The sequence below is a fragment of the Pseudomonas sp. SM4 genome, assembly GCF_051913165.1.
In the GTDB taxonomy this organism is placed as follows: Bacteria; Pseudomonadota; Gammaproteobacteria; order Pseudomonadales; family Pseudomonadaceae; genus Aquipseudomonas.
Map to the genome: position 1 here is coordinate 143,708 of NZ_JBODOE010000006.1, position 21,586 is coordinate 165,293.

At 60.0% G+C, this 21,586-nt stretch carries 14 protein-coding genes; 5 read left to right on the plus strand and 9 right to left on the minus strand.

From position 1 onward, the window contains the following. Positions 1 to 26 precede the first annotated feature (26 nt). The 4 genes from ACQ4MY_RS13190 to ACQ4MY_RS13205 all read right to left on the minus strand — a co-directional run bounded on the left by ACQ4MY_RS13190 (position 27) and on the right by ACQ4MY_RS13205 (position 5,693). Complete coding sequence (locus ACQ4MY_RS13190) at positions 27 to 1,976, minus strand: acetyl/propionyl/methylcrotonyl-CoA carboxylase subunit alpha (protein WP_440095407.1); 1,950 nt, start codon at positions 1,974 to 1,976, stop codon at positions 27 to 29. Then, positions 1,976 to 2,791, minus strand: coding sequence for a gamma-carboxygeranoyl-CoA hydratase (locus ACQ4MY_RS13195; protein WP_440095408.1), 816 nt, complete (start codon positions 2,789 to 2,791; stop codon positions 1,976 to 1,978). The genes ACQ4MY_RS13190 and ACQ4MY_RS13195 overlap by 1 nt, the downstream gene beginning before the upstream one ends. 118 nt (positions 2,792 to 2,909) lie before the next feature. After that, positions 2,910 to 4,517, minus strand: coding sequence for a carboxyl transferase domain-containing protein (locus ACQ4MY_RS13200; RefSeq protein WP_440095409.1), 1,608 nt, complete (start codon positions 4,515 to 4,517; stop codon positions 2,910 to 2,912). Positions 4,518 to 4,529: 12 nt separating this feature from the next. After that, complete coding sequence (locus ACQ4MY_RS13205) at positions 4,530 to 5,693, minus strand: isovaleryl-CoA dehydrogenase (RefSeq protein WP_440095410.1); 1,164 nt, start codon at positions 5,691 to 5,693, stop codon at positions 4,530 to 4,532. Between the two features lie 374 nt (positions 5,694 to 6,067). On the opposite strand from ACQ4MY_RS13205, the gene ACQ4MY_RS13210 reads away from it, so the two are divergent. Beyond that, positions 6,068 to 7,765: an AMP-binding protein gene (locus ACQ4MY_RS13210; RefSeq protein ID WP_440095411.1), complete on the plus strand. Its 1,698-nt coding sequence runs from the start codon at positions 6,068 to 6,070 to the stop codon at positions 7,763 to 7,765. Between the two features lie 663 nt (positions 7,766 to 8,428). Here the strand turns inward: ACQ4MY_RS13210 and ACQ4MY_RS13215 are convergent. The 3 genes from ACQ4MY_RS13215 to ACQ4MY_RS13225 form a co-directional block, all read right to left on the minus strand. Then, on the minus strand, positions 8,429 to 9,328 hold the full coding sequence (locus ACQ4MY_RS13215; protein ID WP_440095412.1) for a hydroxymethylglutaryl-CoA lyase: 900 nt from the start codon (positions 9,326 to 9,328) through the stop codon (positions 8,429 to 8,431). A 150-nt stretch (positions 9,329 to 9,478) separates the two neighbouring features. Then, positions 9,479 to 9,880 (minus strand): MerR family transcriptional regulator, encoded by a 402-nt coding sequence (locus ACQ4MY_RS13220; protein ID WP_008082100.1) that lies wholly within the window; start codon positions 9,878 to 9,880, stop codon positions 9,479 to 9,481. Between the two features lie 151 nt (positions 9,881 to 10,031). Then, a complete protein-coding gene (locus tag ACQ4MY_RS13225; RefSeq protein WP_008082101.1) occupies positions 10,032 to 10,967 on the minus strand; it encodes a LysR family transcriptional regulator in 936 nt (311 codons plus the stop codon). Between the two features lie 184 nt (positions 10,968 to 11,151). Here ACQ4MY_RS13225 and ACQ4MY_RS13230 point away from each other — a divergent pair, with 184 nt between their 5' ends. Then, entirely contained in the window at positions 11,152 to 12,381 is a 1,230-nt protein-coding gene (locus ACQ4MY_RS13230) for an acyl-CoA dehydrogenase (protein WP_440095413.1), read from the plus strand. A gap of 145 nt (positions 12,382 to 12,526) precedes the next feature. Here ACQ4MY_RS13230 and ACQ4MY_RS13235 read toward each other — a convergent pair whose 3' ends face one another. Continuing rightward, positions 12,527 to 13,861 (minus strand): substrate-binding domain-containing protein, encoded by a 1,335-nt coding sequence (locus tag ACQ4MY_RS13235; RefSeq protein ID WP_440095414.1) that lies wholly within the window; start codon positions 13,859 to 13,861, stop codon positions 12,527 to 12,529. 291 nt (positions 13,862 to 14,152) lie between these two features. After that, on the minus strand, positions 14,153 to 14,965 hold the full coding sequence (gene xthA, locus ACQ4MY_RS13240) for an exodeoxyribonuclease III (protein WP_440095415.1): 813 nt from the start codon (positions 14,963 to 14,965) through the stop codon (positions 14,153 to 14,155). Between the two features lie 326 nt (positions 14,966 to 15,291). On the opposite strand from xthA, the gene ACQ4MY_RS13245 reads away from it, so the two are divergent. From ACQ4MY_RS13245 to ACQ4MY_RS13255, 3 genes are all read left to right on the plus strand, one after another. Next, positions 15,292 to 15,942, plus strand: coding sequence for a GNAT family N-acetyltransferase (locus ACQ4MY_RS13245; protein WP_008082105.1), 651 nt, complete (start codon positions 15,292 to 15,294; stop codon positions 15,940 to 15,942). Positions 15,943 to 16,008: 66 nt separating this feature from the next. Beyond that, on the plus strand, positions 16,009 to 17,736 hold the full coding sequence (locus tag ACQ4MY_RS13250) for an autotransporter assembly complex protein TamA (RefSeq protein WP_440095416.1): 1,728 nt from the start codon (positions 16,009 to 16,011) through the stop codon (positions 17,734 to 17,736). Continuing rightward, on the plus strand, positions 17,733 to 21,407 hold the full coding sequence (locus ACQ4MY_RS13255; protein WP_440095417.1) for a translocation/assembly module TamB domain-containing protein: 3,675 nt from the start codon (positions 17,733 to 17,735) through the stop codon (positions 21,405 to 21,407). Before ACQ4MY_RS13250 ends, ACQ4MY_RS13255 begins: the two co-directional genes overlap by 4 nt. Positions 21,408 to 21,586 lie beyond the last annotated feature (179 nt).

Here is a 21,586-nt window from a genome sequence, read left to right on the forward strand (position 1 = left end):
GCGCAGACGTAGGACCGATCTCCTTTTCAAGCTTCTTCCAGTTCAACCAAAGCGCTGCCTTCGCCGACCATTTCACCTTCCTGGCAATACAGCGCTTTGATCACCCCGGTATGCGGCGCCCGGATGCTGTGCTCCATCTTCATTGCTTCGAGCACCACCAGTTGTGCGCCGGCTTCGACCGTTTGCCCGACCTCGACCAGCACGCGAACAATGCTGCCGTTCATGGGCGCGGTCAGACCGCCCTGATGGCTGTGGCTGGCTTCAACGGCACTGATCGGGTCGTACGCTTCAATACGGCGCAATTCGCCTTCCCATTGCAGATACAGCGAATCGCCCTGACGAATGGCCCGTAAGGGGCGACGCACTCCCTCGTGTTCCACCACCAGCGCTTCACCCGACAGATGAGCGTTACCCTCCAAACCCAAGGTCAACGCTCGATCCTGGCCCTCGCAACTCAAGTGCAGGGTGATTTCCCGGGGCAGACCGGCGCGCAAACCTCTGTTGAGTGACCACGGAGAACAAGGATCATCGGCCCGCGCGACCGCCGGCAAACTCTGCGCAAACGCCTGCGCTGCTGCCTTCCAGAACCCATCGCTCAACTCGCCGGCAGCCGGCAGCAATTGCTCCTGATAGCGCGGAATAAACCCGGTATCCAGCTCTGCTGCCGCAAACGCCGGATGCGCAATGATCCGCCGCAGAAAGTTGATATTGGTCTTCAACCCGCCAATCGCAAACTCATCGAGCATGCTCAGCAAACGCAGGCGGGCCTGCTCACGATCTTCGCCCCAGGCAATCAGCTTGCCGAGCATCGGGTCGTAGAACGGCGAAATTTCATCACCTTCTTCAACACCGCTGTCCACTCGGCGCCCCGGCCCTTCAGCGGACTCGCGGTATAACGCGAGACGTCCGGTCGCCGGCAGAAAATCATTCGAAGGGTCTTCGGCGTATAAGCGCACTTCAATCGCATGGCCATTGAGCGGTACCTGCGCTTGCGTGATTGGCAATGCTTCACCCCGCGCCACACGGATTTGCCAAGCCACCAGATCGAGGCCGGTAATCGCTTCGGTCACCGGGTGTTCAACCTGCAAGCGTGTGTTCATCTCCATGAAGAAGAATTCGCCGCGCGCATCCAGCAAAAACTCCACGGTGCCCGCGCCGACATAACCAATTGCTTGCGCCGAGCGCACAGCCGCTTCACCCATCGCTCGACGCAACTCAGGCGTCAGCCCCGGTGCCGGCGCCTCTTCGACGACTTTCTGATGCCGACGCTGAATCGAGCAGTCCCGTTCATTGAGGTACAGGCAATTGCCGTGCTGATCGGCGAATACCTGAATTTCGACGTGACGCGGCTTGAGCAAATACTTCTCCACCAGCATCCGCGAATCGCCAAACGACGACTGCGCTTCACGTTGGGCCGAGGCGAGGGCTTCGGCCAACTGGCCGACCTCTTCGACGACTTTCATGCCTTTGCCGCCGCCACCGGCCGTCGCTTTGAGCAGCACCGGATAACCGATGCGTTCGCAAGCAGCACGGAAGGTATCGAGATCTTGCGCTTCGCCGTGATAACCCGGCACCAATGGCACGCCGGCGGTTTCCATCAGCGCCTTGGCCGCCGATTTGCTGCCCATGGCGTCGATGGCCGAGGCGGGCGGGCCGAGGAAAATCAGCCCGGCCGCTTCGATTGCACGGGCGAACCCGGCGTTTTCGGAAAGAAAGCCATACCCCGGATGAATCGCCTGCGCGCCGCTGGCCTTGGCCGCCGCAATCAGTTTGTCGATTTGCAGGTAACTGTCAGCCGCTTTGCTGCCGCCGAGATCGACGCGGATATCCGCTTCACGGCTGTGCCGCGCCTCGCGGTCAGTGGCGCTGTGCACGGCGACAGTGGTCAGGCCCAGGGCCTTGGCGGTGCGCATCACGCGGCAAGCAATTTCGCCACGGTTGGCCACCAGCAGGGTGGTGAGAACAGGTGCGCTCATCAACGCGGCTCCTTGGTGGTGGTTTCGGCTTGCCAGCTCGGCGGACGTTTCTGCAGAAAGGCCCGCAGACCTTCCTGACCTTCCGGGCTGACGCGAATGCGGGCGATGGCGTTTTCGGTGTAGCGGCGCAGCGCCGGGGTCAGCGCGCCGTTGCCGACTTCACGCAGCAAGTCTTTGCTGGCGCGCATGGCGGCGGGGCTGTTGAGCAGCAGGTTGCTGATCCACTGTTCGACCTGTTGCTCCAGTTCTGCAGCCGGATAGCTGTCGGACAACAAGCCGATTTCCCGCGCACGCTGACCGCCGAAACGTTCAGCGGTCAACGCATAACGCCGTGCCGCGCGTTCGCCGATGGCTTGCACCACGAACGGGCTGATCACCGCTGGCGCCAGACCGATGCGCACTTCCGACAGGCAGAACTGCGCGTCGTCGGCGCCGATGGCCATGTCACAGCAACTGATCAGCCCCAGCGCGCCACCGAACGCCGCGCCTTGCACCACGGCCAGCGTCGGAATTTTCAGCTTGGCGAGGTTGTACATCAGCTCGGCCAGTTCGCGGGCGTCGTCGAGGTTGGTGTGGTAATCGAGCTCGGCCGATTGTTGCATCCACGCCAGATCGGCGCCGGCGCTGAAGTGTTTGCCACGGCCGCGCACCAGCAGAAAGCGCAGGCTGGCGTCGCTGGCAACCTTGTCGAGGGAGAGGATCAGTTCGCGGATCATCTCGGCGTTGAACGCGTTGTTTTTCTCCGCGCGATTGAGCCACAGGGTGGCGAAACCCCGTGGGTCGCTTTGCAGTTCGAGGGTGTTGAAGTCGCTCATATTCTTCCGTCTCCACGGTTCTTGTGGGAGCAAGGCTTGCCCGCGAAAGTAGTCATTCCACCATTGATGTGACTGACACATCGCCTTCGCGGGCAAGCCTTGCTCCTACAGGATCGAATCACATCCGGAACACGCCGAAGCGGCTCGGTTCGATTGGCGCGTTCAGCGACGCGGACAGGGCCAGGGCCAGCACATCACGGGTCTGCGCCGGGTCGATGACGCCGTCGTCCCACAGCCGTGCGCTGGAATAGTAGGGGTGACCCTGCTCTTCATACTGGTCGAGGATCGGTTGCTTGATCTCGGCTTCCTGCTCGGCACTGAAGCTTTGGCCACTGCGTTCGGCCTGTTCACGCTTGACCTGCACCAGCACGCCGGCCGCCTGTTCGGCGCCCATCACGCCGATCCTCGCATTCGGCCACATCCACAGGAAACGCGGATCGTAAGCGCGGCCACACATGCCGTAGTTACCGGCGCCGAAACTGCCGCCGATGATCACGGTGAACTTCGGCACCTTGGCGCACGCCACAGCGGTCACCAGTTTTGCACCGTGCTTGGCGATGCCGCCGGCCTCGTATTTCTGGCCGACCATGAAGCCGGTGATGTTCTGCAAAAACAGCAGTGGAATGTTGCGTTGGCAGGCCAGTTCGATGAAGTGCGCGCCTTTTTGCGCGGCTTCGGCGAAGAGGATGCCGTTGTTCGCCAGAATCGCGATCGGATAGCCGTGCAGATGCGCAAAACCGCAGACCAGCGTGGTGCCGAACAGCGCTTTGAACTCATCGAACACCGACCCGTCGACCAGCCGCGCAATCACTTCACGCACATCGAACGGCTGCTTGGCATCGGCGGACACCACGCCGTACAACTCATCGCTGGCGTACAGCGGCGCAATCGGCGCGCGTTGCTGCACTTCGCCGAGTTTGCGCCAATTAAGGTTGGCGACGCTGCGGCGGGCGAGCGCGAGGGCGTGTTCGTCGCTCTCGGCGTAATGGTCGGCGACCCCGGAAATCTTGCAGTGCATATCGGCACCGCCCAGGTCTTCAGCGCTGACCACTTCACCGGTCGCGGCTTTCACCAATGGCGGGCCGGCGAGAAAAATGGTGGCCTGATTGCGCACCATGATTGCTTCGTCCGCCATCGCCGGCACATAAGCGCCACCAGCGGTGCAGGAGCCCATGACCACGGCGATTTGCGGAATGCCCATCGCGCTCATGTTGGCCTGGTTGAAGAAGATCCGCCCGAAGTGCTCGCGATCCGGGAACACTTCGTCCTGACGCGGCAGGTTGGCGCCCCCGGAGTCCACCAGATAGATGCACGGCAAGCGATTCTGCTGAGCGATGGTTTGTGCGCGCAGGTGTTTCTTCACGGTCAGCGGATAGTACGAACCACCCTTAACCGTCGCGTCGTTAGCGACGATCATGCATTCGACGCCTTCGACCCGGCCGATCCCGGCGATCACCCCGGCCGCCGGTACATCTTCGCCATAGACGGCGTGGGCGGCCAATTGGCTGATTTCCAGAAACGGTGAACCCGGATCGAGCAAGCGGTTGATGCGTTCACGCGGCAGCAGTTTGCCGCGCGAGGTGTGGCGCTCCTGGGCTTTCGCGCCGCCACCCTGCGCCACTTGGGCGAGCAGGGTGTGCAGGGCGTCGACCTGTTTGAGCATCGCCGCGCTGTTGGCGGCGAACTCTGCTGAACGTGGGTTGAGCTGAGTGTGCAAGGTTGCCATGGTCAGCTCCGTTTAGCGGGTTTCGTTGAACAGTTCGCGACCGATCAGCATGCGACGGATCTCACTGGTGCCGGCGCCGATTTCGTACAGCTTGGCGTCACGCAGCAGACGGCCCGCCGGGAATTCGTTGATGTAACCGTTACCGCCGAGAATCTGGATCGCGTCGAGGGCCATTTGCGTGGCGCGTTCGGCGGTGTAGAGGATCACCCCGGCGGCATCTTTACGGGTGGTTTCGCCACGCTCGCAAGCCTGCGCAACTGCATAGAGATAAGCGCGGCTAGCATTGAGTTGGGTGTACATGTCGGCGACTTTGCCCTGGATCAGCTGGAACTCGCCGATGCTTTGGCCGAACTGCTTACGGTCGTGGATGTACGGCACGATCAGGTCCATGCACGACTGCATGATCCCGGTCGGACCGCCGGACAGCACCACGCGTTCGTAATCGAGGCCGCTCATCAGTACTTTTACGCCGCCGTTGAGCACGCCGAGGATGTTTTCTTCCGGCACTTCGACGTCGTCGAAAAACAGCTCGCAAGTGTTGGAGCCGCGCATGCCGAGCTTGTCGAACTTGTTGCTGCGGCTGAAGCCTTTCCAGTCACGTTCAACGATAAACGCAGTAATGCCGTGCGGGCCTTTTTCCAGATCGGTCTTGGCATAGATCACGTAAGTGTTGGCGTCAGGGCCGTTGGTGATCCAGGTTTTGCTGCCGTTGAGGACGTAACGGTCGCCGCGTTTGTCCGCGCGCAGTTTCATCGAAACCACATCGGAACCGGCATTCGGTTCGCTCATCGCCAATGCGCCGACGTGCTCGCCGCTGATCAGCTTGGGCAGGTATTTGCTTTTTTGTTCGTGGTTACCGTTGCGGTTGATCTGGTTGACGCAGAGGTTGGAATGCGCGCCGTAGGACAGCGCCACCGAAGCCGAGCCACGGCTGATTTCTTCCATCGCCACGACGTGCGCCAGGTAACCCAGGCCGGCGCCGCCGTACTCTTCCAGCACAGTGATGCCGAGCAGGCCCATGTCACCGAATTTGCGCCACATGTCGGCAGGGAACAGGTTGTCGCTGTCGATCTGCGCCGCACGCGGGGCGATCTCCTTGGCGACAAAGGACTGAACCTGATCGCGCAGCATGTCGATGGTTTCACCGAGGGCGAAGTTCAGGGATGGATAGCTCATGGGTCACCTTTTTGGCTTTTTTGTAGGGTGGGGAGGGCGGTCACTCGGCTCTCACCTTTACGTTAACGTAAGCCTGTGATGAATGGCTGTCAATCACCCTTTACGTTAACGTTAACTTGAGCGAGAGTAGGGGCAGTTCAAGATTGAAAACGGAGTGCTTTTTTGTGGGAGCGGGCTTTTGTGGTGAGGGGATTTATCCCCGTTCGGCTGCGAAGCAGTCGTGAAATCTGTAAATCTGATTTGTCTGGAGATATGCAGGGGGGCGGCTTCGCCACCCAACGGGGATAAATCCCCTCGCCACAAAAGCCAACCACAAAGATCTCCACAAAAAGTGCAATCCGGTAAACCCACTAATAAAGACAATAGGGGTCGTCATGGATCAACCCAGTGCAAACCCGCAGCGCAGCTACACCCGTGGTTCACAAGACAAAGCCTTGTTGGCGATGACCATCGGGCAGAAGTTCGATCAGACGGTGGCGCAATACCCCGACGGTGAAGCGCTGGTCGTGCGCCATCAGCGACTGCGCTATTCCTGGCGACAACTGGCCGACGCGGTGGATCTGCACGCACGAGCGCTGCTCGCCCTGGGTTTACAGGCCGGCGACCGTCTCGGCATCTGGGCACCGAACTGCGCGCAGTGGTGCATCACCCAGTTCGCCACGGCGAAAATCGGCGTGATTCTGGTCAACGTCAACCCGGCCTACCGCAGTTCCGAACTGGAATACGTGCTCAAACAATCCGGCTGCCAATGGCTGGTCTGCGCCGGGGCGTTCAAATCCTCCAACTACCACGGCATGTTGCAAGGGCTGGTGCCGGAACTGGCCGAACAATCCATTGGCCAACTGCGCAGCGAGCGCCTGCCGGAGTTGCGTGGGGTGATCAGCCTCGACGCGCAACCGCCATCAGGTTTCCTGCCGTGGTCGCAATTGACCGACATGGCCGCCAGCGTTACCGCAGAACAACTCAGCGAACGCAGCGACAGCCTGCACTTCGATCAACCGGTAAACATTCAATACACTTCCGGCACCACCGGTTTCCCCAAGGGCGCGACCCTCAGCCACTACAACATCCTCAATAACGGTTACATGGTCGGTGAAAGCATCGGCCTGACTCCTCGCGATCGTCTGGTGATCCCGGTGCCGCTGTACCACTGCTTCGGCATGGTCATGGGCAACCTCGGCTGCATCACCCACGGCAGCACGATGATTTACCCCAACGACGCCTTCGATCCGTTGCTGACCCTGCAAACCGTCGCCGAGGAAAAAGCCACCGGGCTGTATGGCGTGCCGACCATGTTCATCGCCATGCTCGATCAGCCGCAACGCGCCGAGTTCGATCTGTCGAGCCTGCGCACCGGGATCATGGCCGGCGCCACCTGCCCGATTGAAGTGATGCGCCGGGTCATCAGCGAAATGCACATGAGCGAAGTGCAAATCGCCTACGGCATGACCGAAACCAGCCCGGTGTCGCTGCAAACCGGTCCGAACGATGAACTGGAATTACGCGTGACCACGGTCGGCCGCACGCAGCCGCAACTGGAAAGCAAGATCATCGACGAGGCCGGCAACCTCGTGCCGCGCGGAACCATCGGTGAACTCTGCACTCGGGGTTACAGCGTGATGCTCGGCTACTGGAGCAATCCGCAAGCCACCGCTGAAGCCATCGATGAGGCCGGATGGATGCACACCGGCGATCTGGCGAGTATGAACGAGGAGGGTTACGTCAACATCGCCGGGCGTAATAAGGACATGATCATTCGTGGCGGCGAGAATGTTTATCCGCGTGAGCTGGAGGAGTTTTTCTTCACCCATCCGGCGGTGGCGGACGTGCAGGTGATCGGTATTCCGTGTTCGCGTTACGGCGAGGAGATTGTTGCCTGGATCAAATTCCACCCCGGTCACAACGCCTCCGAGCTGGAGTTGCAAACCTGGTGCAAGGAACGCATCGCACACTTCAAGACGCCCCGGCACTTCAAGTTCGTCGAAGAGTTTCCGATGACGGTGACGGGCAAGATCCAGAAATTCAGGATGCGCGAAATCAGCATCGAGGAAATCAAAACAATCGAGCGGTAACCACAACCCTGTGGGAGCTGGCTTGCCAGCGATGGCGTCAGGTCAGGCAGCATCTATGTTGATGATCCACCGCAATCGCTGGCAAGCCAGCTCCCACAGGGTTTTGTATGGTTTCGGGAATTGCAGAAAGCACAAAGGGGAGCCGAAGCTCCCCTTTAATTTTGTCGTCGCGTGCTCTTTTTTATTATTGAGGGTCGGTCTGTTGTTGTTTTTGGCAACCGTGGCCCTTTACCGCTGTTTTTGGCGACCCCCATCCGGGGTCAAGAGCAAACGTATTTTTTTGAGCGCTGATCTGCTTTCTCGTTAACGATCCAACCGATTCGGGAGCTACCTGAAGGTAGTTTTATTGTTCTCTGCCCGGTTGCGGGTCACTCTTGAGAGCACCCTGAAAAGCACACCTTCTCCAAAAAAATCTGTTAGCTGCGTCTCTGCCGTGTTGTTTTTGTTATGTCAGAGTCGGTACGTCTTATTTTTATTGGTTTGCTGCTTTTTATTCTTGTTATGCCATAGAGATAGCAGAAGCCGTGCCAACTTTTAAAAAACCTTATAAATCAATAGCTTAATAATTTCTGAGATTTTTCCTTCAGACGAAACCAGACAATTTGTTTCCGTGTTACTCGCTTGAGCCCCACATTCCAGACACAGCGGTAACACCTTCTACCCTCACTGTGCGCTACGAGCCTTGGCCACGCGCGAACCGCTCGGGCGGCCGAGCACCGCGCTGATCTGCTGACCCGCGGCAATCAAGGCGTCCAGGTCGATTCCTGTGTCGATGCCGAGGCCGTTGAGCAGGTACACCACATCTTCAGTCGCAACGTTACCGCTCGCACCTTTGGCGTACGGACAGCCGCCAAGGCCCGCGATAGAGCTGTCGAACACGGAAATGCCTTCGAGCAGGCTGGCGTAGATATTGGCCATGGCCTGGCCGTAGGTGTCATGGAAATGCCCGGCGAGTTTGTCCCGTGGTACCTGCGCCGCAACCACTTCAAACAACCGCCGAGTCGCGCCAGCGGTGCCGGTGCCGATGGTGTCGCCCAGCGAAACTTCGTAGCAGCCCATCGCGTACAGCTCGCGCGCGACCATCGCCACTTGCTCTGGCGCGACCGTGCCTTCGTACGGGCAGCCGAGCACACAGGACACGTAACCGCGCACGGTAACGCCGTGTTGCTTCGCCGCTTCCATGATCGGCGCAAAGCGCGCCAGGCTCTCGCTGATCGAGCAATTGATATTGCGCTGCGAAAAGGCTTCGGACGCGGCGGCGAACACCGCCACTTCCTTGACCCCGGCGGCGATCGCATCTTCAAAGCCGCGCAGGTTCGGCGCCAAAGCGCCGTAGGTCACGCCGGGTTTGCGCTGGATCTGCGCGAACACTTCAGCGGAACCGGCCATCTGCGGCACCCACTTGGGCGAAACGAAACTGCCGACTTCTATATAGCCAAGACCAGCGGCGCTGAGGGCATCGACCAGTTGCACCTTGTCGGCGACGCTGATCGGTTGGGCTTCATTCTGCAGGCCATCGCGCGGGCCGACTTCGATCAGGCGTACTTGGGAGGGGAGGGACATGGCGGTTGACCTGCTGATTATCTTGAATTCATGGAGAACCCAGTGGGAGCGGGCTTGCCCGCGATGGCGTCGGGTCAGTCAACATCAATGCTGGATGTTCCGGCCTCATCGCGGGCAAGCCCGCTCCCACAGGGGAGGAGTCGTGTCGAATTACTGCGCTACTTGCTGGCTCTTGAGGGTTTGCTCCAGCGCCTGCACGCAGCGCTCTTCGGCGGTATCGAGTTCAAGTTTCATCTGTTCGATATCCAGCAACTGCTGCTCAAGCTGTTCGCGGCGCTCGGCGATTTTCGCCAGCATGCTGTTGAGTTGCTTGGTGTTACCGCTGGACGGGTCGTAGAGTTCGATCAGTTCGCGGCATTCGGCCAGCGAGAAGCCAATGCGCTTGCCACGCAGGATCAGCTTCAGACTGACCTTGTCGCGCGGCGAATAGATGCGTTCCTGGCCACGGCGCTCAGGACTGAGCAGGCCTTGCTCTTCATAAAAGCGGATCGCCCGGGTGGTGATGTCCAGCTCGCGGGCGAGGTCGGAAATGCTGTAGGTCTGGCTGCTCATGGGCGCGCTCGGCAAAAGGTCTTGGCGCTAAGCTAATGGCAGGTTGACGTTTACGTCAAGCAAGAAAAAGATCGCAGCCTTCGGCAGCTCCTACAGTAAAACGCACTCCAAATGTAGGAGCTGCCGAAGGCTGCGATCTTTTGATCTTTCCTCAAACCACCTGCTTATCCAGCTTCTTCTCCTGCGCCGTCACCTGCTGGCACAACTCAATCATCTGCTCGCGCATCCAGCGATTCGCCGGATCCTGGTCAGTGCTTTCATGCCAATACAGATGCGTCTCCACCGGCGGCACATCATTCACCGGCAGATTAAACGCCTGCAGCTCATGCCGCCGGGCAAAGCGCTCCGGCACGGTCATGACCATATCGGTCTGCTGCATCACCTGCGACGCCATCAAATAGTGCTGCGAACGCAGGGCAATCTTGCGCTGAATGCCCATTTTGCCCAGCGCCAGATCGACATACCCCAGACCACTGCGCCGGCTGGAAATATGGATATGCGTCAGCGACAGATAATCATCCAGCGAGAGCTTTTCCTTGCCCGCCATCGGATGCCCCTTGCGCATCGCACATACGTAACGGTCTTCCATCAGCTTGACGTGGCGCACTTGCGGGTCGGTGTTGAGCGGCGCATCCACGGCAAAATCCAGACGCCCGGCCGCGAGTTCCTTGGTGGTCTCACGGCGTTTGGACAAGAAGCTTTCGATGATTACCGTCGGCGCGAGGCGACGCAGGCGCTGGAACAGCGGCGGCAGAATCACTGCCTCGGTGAGGTCGGTCATGCTGATGCGGTAAGTCTTGACCGCCTGCGTCGGGTTGAAAATGCGGCTTTCCTGAACCGACACGCGCAGCAACGACAGCGCGTTGCGCACCGGGCCGATGATGTTCTGCGCCATCGGCGTCGGCACCATGCCCTGCGCGGTACGCACGAACAGCGGATCGTTGAAGGTTTCGCGCAACCGCGCCAGGGCGTTGGACACCGCCGGCTGGGTGATGCCGACAATCTGCCCGGCGCGGGTCAGGTTGGCTTCGGTATAGATCGCGTCGAAGACGATGAAAAGGTTGAGGTCGACCTTACTCAGATTCATAACGCGGCTTCTCTTGTTTTTAAGGGCGGTGTTTAGGGGCTGACGATCAGTGGATCATATATCGGTGATGAATGTTTATACACGCCGAGAATAGGCTAGGTAAATTATCAGCGCTGTTCTAGCATCGATTGCATGGCTTAAACAACCTCTGCTGAAGAACTGCCTTAACCATCGGGAGCTGCTCATGGATTTCGCTTATTCGCCCAAGGTGCAAGAACTGCGTGAGCGCGTAACCGCGTTCATGGACACTTACGTTTACCCGGCCGAAGCCGTGTTCGAGCGCCAGGTTACCGAAGGCGATCGCTGGCAGCCGACGGCGATCATGGAAGAGCTCAAAGCCCGCGCCAAAGCCGAAGGCCTGTGGAATCTGTTTCTGCCGGAATCGGAACTGGGTGCCGGCCTGACCAACCTCGAATACGCGCCACTGGCGGAAATCATGGGTCGCTCGCTGCTCGGGCCTGAGCCGTTCAACTGCTCGGCGCCGGACACCGGCAACATGGAAGTGCTGGTGCGCTACGCCAACGAAGAGCAGAAACAGCGCTGGCTCGAACCGCTGCTGCGCGGCGAGATCCGTTCGGCGTTCGCCATGACTGAACCGGATGTAGCGTCCTCAGACGCCACCAACATGGCCGCACGCGCCGTGCGTGACGGCGACGAGTGGGTGATCAACGGTAAAAAATGGTGGACCTCCGGCGCCTGCGATCCACGCTGCAAGATCCTCATCTTCATGGGCCTCAGCGATCCCGATGCGCCACGTCACGCCCAGCACTCGATGATCCTTGTGCCGGTTGACACTCCCGGCGTGAAAATCGTCCGCCCGTTGCCGGTGTTCGGTTACGACGACGCCCCGCACGGCCACGCCGAAGTGCTGTTCGACAACGTGCGTGTGCCGTACGAAAACGTCCTGCTCGGTGAAGGACGCGGCTTTGAAATCGCACAAGGTCGTCTCGGCCCGGGTCGAATTCACCACTGCATGCGTTCAATCGGCATGGCCGAGCGCGCATTGGAATTGATGTGCAAACGTGCGGTGAGCCGTACCGCATTCGGCAAACCGCTGGCACGTCTGGGCGGCAACGTCGACAAGATCGCCGACTCGCGGATGGAGATCGACATGGCGCGCCTGCTGACGCTGAAAGCGGCGTACATGATGGACACCGTGGGTAATAAAGTGGCGAAGAGCGAGATCGCGCAGATCAAGGTGGTTGCGCCGAACGTCGCGTTGCGGGTGATCGACCGGGCGATCCAGATGCATGGCGGGGCAGGGGTGTCGAATGATTTCCCGCTGGCCTACATGTACGCCATGCAACGTACGCTGCGCCTGGCCGATGGACCGGACGAAGTACACCGCGCGGCAATCGGCAAGTTCGAGATCGGCAAATATGTGCCGAAGGAAATGCTGCGCAGCGAACGCTGATCCAACACCGCGTTAGCGTTCATCGCTGGCAAGCCAGCTCCCACAGGGACCTCCAGTGAACACAAATTTTGTGAACACCAGAGAAATCTGTGGGAGCTGGCTTGCCAGCGATGGCGTCAGCAGGTGCAACCCATCAACATCAGGCTCAATACACCCAAACCTCAACCCGGCGATTCTTGATCCGCCCCTCATCCGCATTGTTCGCCGCCACTGGCATCAACGCGCCAAAGCCGCGAACCTCACGCAGCACCACGCCGTTCTTCACCAGCTCCCGCCGCACGGCCATCGCCCGCAGCTTCGACAGCAGATCCGCGCGTGCCGGGTCGTCCTTGAGATCGCCGAAACCCACCAGCGTCACCGCACGCTCGGTCTTGTCGTGGCGCTTTATATAGTCGAACACCCGCGCCAGATCCTGACGCGCCTTGTTGTCCAGACTCGCGCTGCCCTCTTCAAAACGGAAGTTGACTGTCAGACGCTGGGCGTGACGGCTGAGGGATTGATAACCCTCGGGCATCAGCGCATTCGGCGCGACGGACATGGCGTGCACGGTCTGACTGATGAAGCCACTGCGCGCGACAATCTCCTGGCCCTGGCGGCTTTGTGCAAACGTCACCAGCGCTTTCGCCCACGGGTTGTCAGCGGCAGGCGGCAGATAGAAGAACAACCGCCGTGACAGTGGATAGTCTTCAGTGGCGATCAGACTGTTAAGCGGCAGCATCGATTGCGACGCGCCGTCGGCAATCGCCACAGCTTTGGCCTGACGCACGTAGGGCAAACCGATAAAACCGATGCCCAGCGGATCGCTGCTCACTGCGTCGGACAATTGCTCGCTGGACTCAAACCTTTTCGCCGCGCTACTGAGACTTTTCCCACGACGACTAAGCACCAACTCTTTAAACGTGTCGTACGTACCGGACTGATCATCGCGTGCATATAAATGAATCGCACCGCCACGCCCGCCGAGGTCTTCCCAGGTTTTTACCTCACCACTAAAGATCCGCGCCAGTTGCTCGGTGTCCAGTTGCTGCAGCGGATTGTCGGGATGGAGGATGATCGCCAGGCCATCAATGGCGATGACTTGCTCGGCGGCGGGGCTTTTCAGATCGCCCAGCGATTGCAGGCTGAGCAACTCGTTGTCCTTGATTTCACGGGAAGAGGCGGCCAAGTCGGCGCTGGCATTTTTCAACGCGGTGAAACCAGTGCTGGAGCCGTGGGCGGCGACTTCGATGACCACGCGTTTGCCTTGCGCGGTCTGGCCGACAATGCGCTGCTCGTTGGCGGTGTCCGGGGTTTCGCGGTGGATTTTCAGCAGGCCCTGTTCCTGTAGCAAACCTTCGACCAGCGCCGGGCCGAGTTCGGCGCCGATGGTGTTGGAACCTTGAATGCGCAACGCCGGGCCGTCGTCCGGCACCGGCAAACCGGCGGCAGACACCGTCAGCCATGCGCTCAGCAGAAAAACGAACAGAACACGCAGGGTCATGCCGGCACCGAGTCAAGCCAAGGGGATTGCCGGGGAGATTAAGTCAGAAAAGTTACTTGAAGATGACAGCGATCTAAATGTGAAAAGGCTTTTGTGGCGAGGGGATTTATCCCCGATGGTTGGCGAAGCCGACCCAAAACCTGTGAATGCGGTTTAACAGGAAGAATTTGGGGGCGCTTCGCACCCCATCGGGGATAAATCCCCTCGCCACAGGTACTTCTACTGACCACCCAATTCAGGTCATCTGAGTAAAGAACCCCATAGCCATATGGGGCTCAGGTGTTTCGAGTATCAGGCCAGTTCAAGCCAGATCGGCGCATGGTCGGACGGCTTCTCCATCCCGCGCAATTCATAGTCCACGCCCGCAGCCTTCACCCGCGGCAACAAACCGTGCGACGCCAGAATCACATCAATGCGCAACCCGCGTTTCGGCTCGTCCTCAAACCCACGGCTGCGGTAGTCGAACCAACTGAACATGTCGGTCACGTCCGGGTTCAGGTGGCGATAACTGTCCGTCAGGCCCCAGTTCTTCAAACGCGCCATCCACTCGCGTTCTTCCGGCAGGAAGCTGCATTTGCCGGTTTTCAGCCAGCGCTTCATGTTGTCCGGGCCGATGCCGATGTCGCAGTCTTCCGGGGAAATGTTTACATCGCCCATCACCACCACGGGCTGTTCGTTGTGGAACTGGCTTTCCAGCAACGCTTGCAGGTCGCTGTAGAAACGCTGCTTGGCGGGAAACTTGGTCGGGTGGTCGCGGCTTTCGCCCTGAGGGAAATAGCCGTTCATGATCGTTACCGGTACGCCATTGGCGTCGGCGAAGGTGCCCCAGATAAAGCGGCGCTGGGCGTCTTCTTCATCGGTGGCGAAACCTTTGTGAATGGCGATCGGTTCCTGGCGCGAGAGCATGGCCACGCCGTAATGACCTTTCTGGCCGTGGAAATACATGTGGTAGCCGAGGGCGCGGACTTCTTCGAGCGGGAACTGGTCGTCGTGGACCTTGGTTTCCTGCAGGCCGATAACGTCCGGCTGGTGTTTTTCGATCAGCGCTGCCAGCTGATGCGGACGGGCGCGCAGTCCGTTGATGTTGAAGGAAACGATCTTCATGGTCGGCAGTCCTGGCAAAAGGGCGATGCTAGCTGACAGGGGGGAAATGGGCCAGTGTGGGGTGGGAGAAATCATTTTTGGCTGTGGGATTGGTGGTGTCTGTACCGGCCTCATCGCTGGCAAGCCAGCTCCCACAGTTTTTTGTGGTGATTGGGGATGTTGTGTCCGACGCGAATCCTGTGGGAGCTGGCTTGCCAGCGATGAGGTCCGCCCGGTCGATGAAGATCCAAGCTTGGTCTATACCTGTGGGGAACTGTCCCACCGCCAAAAGGTTCGTACCAACAAGAGCGCCGCCATTTGCACGCGCCCCGGGGAGAATCACCGTCATGCCTGAAACCCAGACCGCCATCGCCGACATTCATATGCTCGACCGCGGTTATTCCCGCGAAGCCCGCTCGCTGCTCTATCAGGCCTACCGCCACGAACCGACCTTCGGCTATCTGTTCGAAGCCGAGCGTCCCGGCTACGAACAGCGCGTTCGCGCCACCGTGCGCGAACTGGTCAAGCAGCATTTCCTCCAGGACCTGCCGGCGATCGGCCTGCTGGTCAACGACCGCCTGATCGGCATCGCCCTGATCGCGCCACCGCAACGCCGCCTGGGCATCACCGAAAGTTGGGCGTGGCGTTTGCGCATGGTGCTCAGCACCGGTTTCCGTTGCACTCGGCGCTATCTGGAATACCACGATGCCGTTTCCGCGTGTGTGCCGACCGAGTCAGTGCACATGCTGCCGCTGTTGGGCATTCATCCGCAGTACCAAGGCAAACACTTTGGCGAACAACTGCTGACCGCCGTACACAACTGGTGCGCGGTCGATGAAACTTCGCAAGGCGTGGTGCTCGACACCGGCAACCCGCGCTACCTGGAATTTTATAAAAGGCAGGGTTACGAGGAGATCGGCGAGGTTGCCGTCGGCCCGGTGCGAGAACACGTATTTTTCCACGCCAACCCGCAGGTGTTACAAACTGCAACAGCATAACAATCGAACTTCTCGGGAAATTTCCTGTTCTATCACGCTCCCAAGCCCGTGATAGCATCCGCGCCTATGAAGTTTCCAGGAAGATTTACCAGTGGCGTGCTCATGCTGTTATCCAGCTGCGCGGCGCTGGCGCAAAGTGAATTGGACGTGCGGATCAAACCGTCCAACGACGAACTTAAAGCCAATATAGAAGGCTATATCGGCAGCCTCGGCGACCGTGACGAAGAAGCCTTGCAGCGCTTCAGTCGCGGTGCCGAAGAGCAGGCGCGCAAAGCCGCGCAGGCGTTGGGCTACTACCAGCCGCAGATCGAAAGTGACGTCAAGGGCGGTGAAAAGCCGCGCCTGGTGCTGAACATCGATCCGGGCGAGCCGATTCGCCTGCGCAACGTCACTGTCCGCGTCGACGGCCCCGCGGCCTCCCTCAAATCCTTTCGTGTACCGAAAAGCGACGTGCTGAAATCCGGCGCGGTGCTCAATCATGGGCGTTACGAAGACGCCAAAAGACTTATTCAGAATCAGGCCTCGCGCTTCGGTTTCTTCAGTGGCCATTTCACCAGCCAGAAACTCCTGGTCGACCCGCGCGCGGGTGTCGCCGACGTCGAACTGATCTACGACAGCGGCCCGCGTTATGCGCTGGGCAAAGTCAAATTCGAGGGCGACACGCCGTTCGACGAAGACCTGCTGCAACGCATGGTGCCGTTCAAGGAAGGTGAACCGTACGATTCCGAGCTGATCGCCGAGCTCAACCGCGACCTGCAATCGAGCGGCTATTTTGAAGGCGTGCGCGTCGATGCCGCACCGACCGCGGCGAAAAACGATGTGATCCCGGTCGATGTCAAACTCGACACGCGCAAGCCACGGACCATGGGCCTGGGCCTCGGTTATTCGACCGACGTCGGCCCGCGCATCAAGGCCAACTGGACGCGCCACTGGGTCAACCCGCAAGGCGACAGTTATGGCTGGGAAGCCGAACTCTCGACGCCGCGACAAAACGTCGGGCTGTTCTACGACATTCCGCTCGACCCGCCACTGACCGACAAACTGCGTTGGGCCGGCGGCTATCAGTTCGAAGACATCGACGGCTCCGATACGCTGAGCAAACTGCTGACCTTCGGCCCGGAATGGCACAGCAAGTTGCCGAGCGGCTGGCAGCGGGTGATCTCGTTGAAATGGCAGCGTGAAGAATACGAACTCGGTGACGACTCCGGCCTGAGCACCTTGCTGATGCCCGGCATCAGTTACTCGTACCTGAAAAGCGACAACCGCATCGACCCGCGCAACGGCTATCGCCTGAGCTTCGAAAGCAAAGTGGCCAAGGAAGGTCTGGGTTCCGACAACAACCTTTTATATGGCACCGCGCTGGTCAAAGGCTTGACCACGGTGTTCGACAAGCACCGCTTCCTCGGACGTGTGCAGGTCGGCGGCAGCGCCACCAACGGCTACAACTCGGTGCCACCGTCGCTGCGTTTCTTCGCCGGTGGCGATCAGAGCGTGCGCGGTTACGACTACCAGAGCCTGTCGCCGAAAAACTCCGAGGGCGATCGCATCGGGGGCCGTTACATGGTCGCCGGTAGCGTCGAATATCAATACTCGATCGCCGAGAAATGGCGCGTGGCGACCTTCGTCGATCAGGGTAATTCCTTCAACAAACTCGAACTGCCGAACCTCAAGACCGGGGTCGGTATTGGTGTGCGCTGGGTCTCGCCGGTGGGGCCGATCCGCCTCGACCTGGCCCATGCACTCGACGACGATGGCGGCATCCGGCTGCACTTTTCCATGGGGCCTGAGCTGTGAAGCGTGGTTTGAAAATTACGGCACTGGCGCTATTGGCGTTGGTCTTGTTGATTGTATTGAGCCTCACTGCCGTGCTCGGCACGCAGGCTGGCAGCCGTTGGGTATTGGGTCTCGTACCCGGCCTGACGGTAGACAATTTCCACGGTCGTCTTGGCGGGCAATGGAGTGCCGATCATCTGTTGTGGCAGCAGGACAGCAGCCGGGTGGAGCTGAACCAGGCGATCTTCGCCTGGTCGCCGCTGTGCCTGACGCGCATGACCTTGTGCATCGAACAGCTTCAGGCGGATCAGGTCATCCTGCAATTTCCGCCGAGCGAAGAAACCACCGAAAGCGGTCCGATCAAATTGCCGGACCTGCAACTGCCGCTGGCCATTGAGCTGGGCGACGTCAAGGTCGGCAGTCTGCTGTTCAACGGCAGCGAACAGCTCAAGGGTTTGCAACTGGCAGCGCACTGGACCGCTCAGGGCATGCAGATTGAAAGCATCAAATTGCAGCGCGACGACCTCAGCCTGAACCTGTCCGGCACCCTCGCGCCGACCGGTAACTGGCCGCTGAACATCGCCGGTGACCTGACGTTGCCATCGCCGGATAAGGGCCCATGGACGCTGGCGCTAAAAATCGACGGCGACCTGCTGAAAACCCTCAACCTGCACGCCGACAGTCGTGGCTACCTCGACGGCCAATTGAACGGCGAGTTGCAACCACTGGTGGAAAATCTGCCGGCCAAGCTGCGCATTACCAGCGACGGGTTCAAACCGAGCGCCGACCTGCCCGACACCCTGCAACTCAATCAATTGCTGCTGACCGGCGAAGGCGACCTGAAAAACGGTTACCAGTTAAACGGCAACGCTACGCTGCCGGCCGATAAGGGCCCGGTGGCGCTGCTGCTCAAAGGCAAAGTCGACGCCAGCGGCGCGCAGATTGCCGGCCTCGACCTCACGGCCAACGACAAACAAAGCCTCAAACTCAGCGGCAGCGTCGATTGGAGCAAGGGCCTCAGCGCCCAGGCCAATATCAATTGGCAGGACTTCCCGTGGCATCGGCTCTACAACGAAATCGACGAGCCTCAAGTCGCCTTGCGTACCTTCAATGGCGAAGTCTCCTACACCGACGGTCAATACCTCGGCAACTTCGCGGCTGCACTCGACGGCCCGGCGGGCGCGTTTACGTTGAGCAGTCCGTTTAGCGGCAGCCTGAAACAGATCGCCTTGCCGCAACTGAAAATGCAAGCCGGGCAGGGCAAGGCCGAAGGTCACGTCAACGTACAGTTCGCCGACGGCATCGCCTGGGACACGGCGCTGGATCTGTCGGCGCTGAACCCGGCGTACTGGGTCGCTGAGTTGCCGGGCACCTTGGCCGGGCCGCTGAAAAGCAAAGGCGAGATGAAAAACCAGCGCCTGAGCCTGACCGCTGATCTCGACCTCAAAGGCAAACTGCGCGGGCAACCGGCGATCCTCCAGGCCAAGGCTGACGGTGCCGGCGAGCAATGGAACCTGAATGCCCTGCAAATCCGCCTCGGCGACAACAGCATCAGCGGCAAGGGCAGCCTGCAACAGAGGCTCACCGGGCAGATCGACATCAAACTGGCGCGTCTGGCCCAGCTCTGGCCAGAGCTGCGCGGGCAGATCAACGGCCGCGTCGATGTCGCCGGCACGCTGAAAGCACCGCAGGGCAAGCTCGGCCTGCAAGGTTCGCAACTGGCGTTCCAGGACAATCGCCTGCAAAGCCTCAACCTCGACGCCACGCTCGACAGTGCGCAACGGGCGAAAATCGACCTCAAGGGTTCCGGCATTCAGGCCGGTGACACCTCGCTGGGCACGCTGACCGCCAGCGCCCAAGGCGACATCAAGAGCCAGAAACTCAGCCTCGACTTGCTCGGGCCGAAGCTGAAACTGGCCCTCGGCCTCGACGGTAATCTGGATAAGGGCAACTGGCGCGGTCGCTTGGCCAACGGCGATATTCAGGCCGGTGGCCAGGACTGGAAACTGCAAAATCCGGCCAAACTCGAACGTCTCGCCGATGGCAAAATCAACTTCGGCGCGCATTGCTGGATGTCCGGCAGTGCCAGCCTGTGCGGTGAAGACCAACGGCTGATGCCGGAGCCGAAACTGCGCTACCACCTCAAGCAATTCCCGATCGAAAGCCTGGCGCAATGGCTGCCGAAAGACTTCGCCTGGCAGGGCAAGCTCAACGCCGACCTGCAACTGGACCTGCCGGCCAGCGGCCCGAACGGCGTGGTCAGCATCGACGCCAGCGGCGGCACCTTGCGCATCAAGGACAAGGATCAGTGGCTGGACTTCCCGTACCAGACGCTGAAACTCACCAGCAAACTGACGCCGAAACGCGTCGACACCGAACTCAATTTCGTCGGCGGCAAACTCGGCGAATTGATGGTGCAGGCGCAACTCAATCCGCTGCCGAAAAACAAACCGCTGAGCGGCTCGTTCCGTCTCACCGGCCTGGATCTGTCGGTGGCGCGGCCGTTTGTGCCGATGGTCGAGAAACTCACCGGGCGCCTCAACGGCAGCGGTACGATTTCCGGCGGATTGCTGGCGCCGTTGGTCAACGGCACCGTGCAATTGAGCGACGGTGAAGTGTCCGGCGCCGAGTTGCCGATGGAGTTGCAGGATCTGCAACTCACTGCCGCGATTGCCGGCGAAACGGTGCGTCTGGACGGCGGCTGGAAAAGCGGCAAGAGCGGGCAGGGCAGCCTCAACGGTAACGTCGCCTGGGGCCAGGCACTGGTGGTCGATCTGGCGTTGAAAGGCACGCAGCTGCCGGTCACCGTCGAGCCGTACGCCAAGCTGGAAGTGGCGCCGGATCTGAAAATCTCCATGGCCGACGATGAGCTGAAAATTGCCGGCAAAGTGCTGGTGCCCAAAGGCGAAATCACCGTGCGGGAGCTGCCGCCTTCGACGGTGAAAGTCTCCGACGACACGATCATCGTCGGTGCGCAGACTGAACAGGGCAAACCGCCGATGGCCATGAAAATGGACATCGACGTGGCGGTCGGGGACGACAAACTCGCCTTCGCCGGTTTTGGTCTGACCGCCAATGTGCAAGGCCACGTGCACATCGGCGACAACATGGACACCCGTGGCGAGCTGTGGCTGAACGACGGTCGCTACAGCGCCTACGGGCAGCGCCTGTCCGTGCGCCGCGCGCGTTTGCTGTTCGCAGGTCCCATCGATCAACCGTATCTGGACATCGAAGCGATCCGCCAGACCGACGACGTGATCGCCGGTATTCGCCTGAGCGGCAGCGCCGAGCAACCGACCACGCAGATTTTCTCCGAACCGGCGATGAGCCAGGAGCAGGCGCTGTCGTATCTGGTCCTCGGCCGTCCGCTGAGCACCAACGGCGAAGACAACAACATGCTCGCGCAAGCGGCGTTGGGGTTGGGTTTGATGGGCAGTTCCGGGGTCACCAGCAGTCTGGCCAAGGATCTGGGGATTCAGGACTTCCAGCTCGACACGGCGGGCAGCGGCGATGCCACCAGCGTGGTGGCCAGCGGCAATATTACCGAGAAGCTCAGTTTGCGTTATGGCGTGGGCGTGTTTGAACCGGCCAGCACCATTGCATTGCGCTACAAGCTGAGCAAGAAGGTCTATGTGGAGGCAGCCAGCGGCGTGGCCAGTTCGCTGGATATCTTCTACAAGCGTGATTTCTAACCCGCGCTTTCTCCTGAACCGAGTCGCTTCAATCGCGAGCAGGCGAAGGCCTACATTTGGAATGCGTTCCCCTGTAGGCCTTCGCCTGCTCGCGATAGCGTTTTTTCAGTCGATATCAATGGTGCGGCTGATGGCCTTATCGCGAGCAGGCTCACTCCTACACTGATCTGTGGTGGGCA

What these genes read in the sequence shown, in the direction of transcription:
- ACQ4MY_RS13250 (WP_440095416.1), top strand. Translation starts at nt 16,009, where the DNA reads ATGAAGTTTCCAGGAAGATTTACCAGTGGCGTGCTCATGCTGTTATCC.
- ACQ4MY_RS13190 (WP_440095407.1), bottom strand. Translation starts at nt 1,976, where the DNA reads ATGAGCGCACCTGTTCTCACCACCCTGCTGGTGGCCAACCGTGGCGAA.
- ACQ4MY_RS13215 (WP_440095412.1), bottom strand. Translation starts at nt 9,328, where the DNA reads ATGTCCCTCCCCTCCCAAGTACGCCTGATCGAAGTCGGCCCGCGCGAT.
- ACQ4MY_RS13200 (WP_440095409.1), bottom strand. Translation starts at nt 4,517, where the DNA reads ATGGCAACCTTGCACACTCAGCTCAACCCACGTTCAGCAGAGTTCGCC.
- ACQ4MY_RS13225 (WP_008082101.1), bottom strand. Translation starts at nt 10,967, where the DNA reads ATGAATCTGAGTAAGGTCGACCTCAACCTTTTCATCGTCTTCGACGCG.
- ACQ4MY_RS13195 (WP_440095408.1), bottom strand. Translation starts at nt 2,791, where the DNA reads ATGAGCGACTTCAACACCCTCGAACTGCAAAGCGACCCACGGGGTTTC.
- ACQ4MY_RS13245 (WP_008082105.1), top strand. Translation starts at nt 15,292, where the DNA reads ATGCCTGAAACCCAGACCGCCATCGCCGACATTCATATGCTCGACCGC.
- ACQ4MY_RS13210 (WP_440095411.1), top strand. Translation starts at nt 6,068, where the DNA reads ATGGATCAACCCAGTGCAAACCCGCAGCGCAGCTACACCCGTGGTTCA.
- ACQ4MY_RS13235 (WP_440095414.1), bottom strand. Translation starts at nt 13,861, where the DNA reads ATGACCCTGCGTGTTCTGTTCGTTTTTCTGCTGAGCGCATGGCTGACG.
- ACQ4MY_RS13205 (WP_440095410.1), bottom strand. Translation starts at nt 5,693, where the DNA reads ATGAGCTATCCATCCCTGAACTTCGCCCTCGGTGAAACCATCGACATG.
- ACQ4MY_RS13220 (WP_008082100.1), bottom strand. Translation starts at nt 9,880, where the DNA reads ATGAGCAGCCAGACCTACAGCATTTCCGACCTCGCCCGCGAGCTGGAC.
- ACQ4MY_RS13230 (WP_440095413.1), top strand. Translation starts at nt 11,152, where the DNA reads ATGGATTTCGCTTATTCGCCCAAGGTGCAAGAACTGCGTGAGCGCGTA.
- xthA (WP_440095415.1), bottom strand. Translation starts at nt 14,965, where the DNA reads ATGAAGATCGTTTCCTTCAACATCAACGGACTGCGCGCCCGTCCGCAT.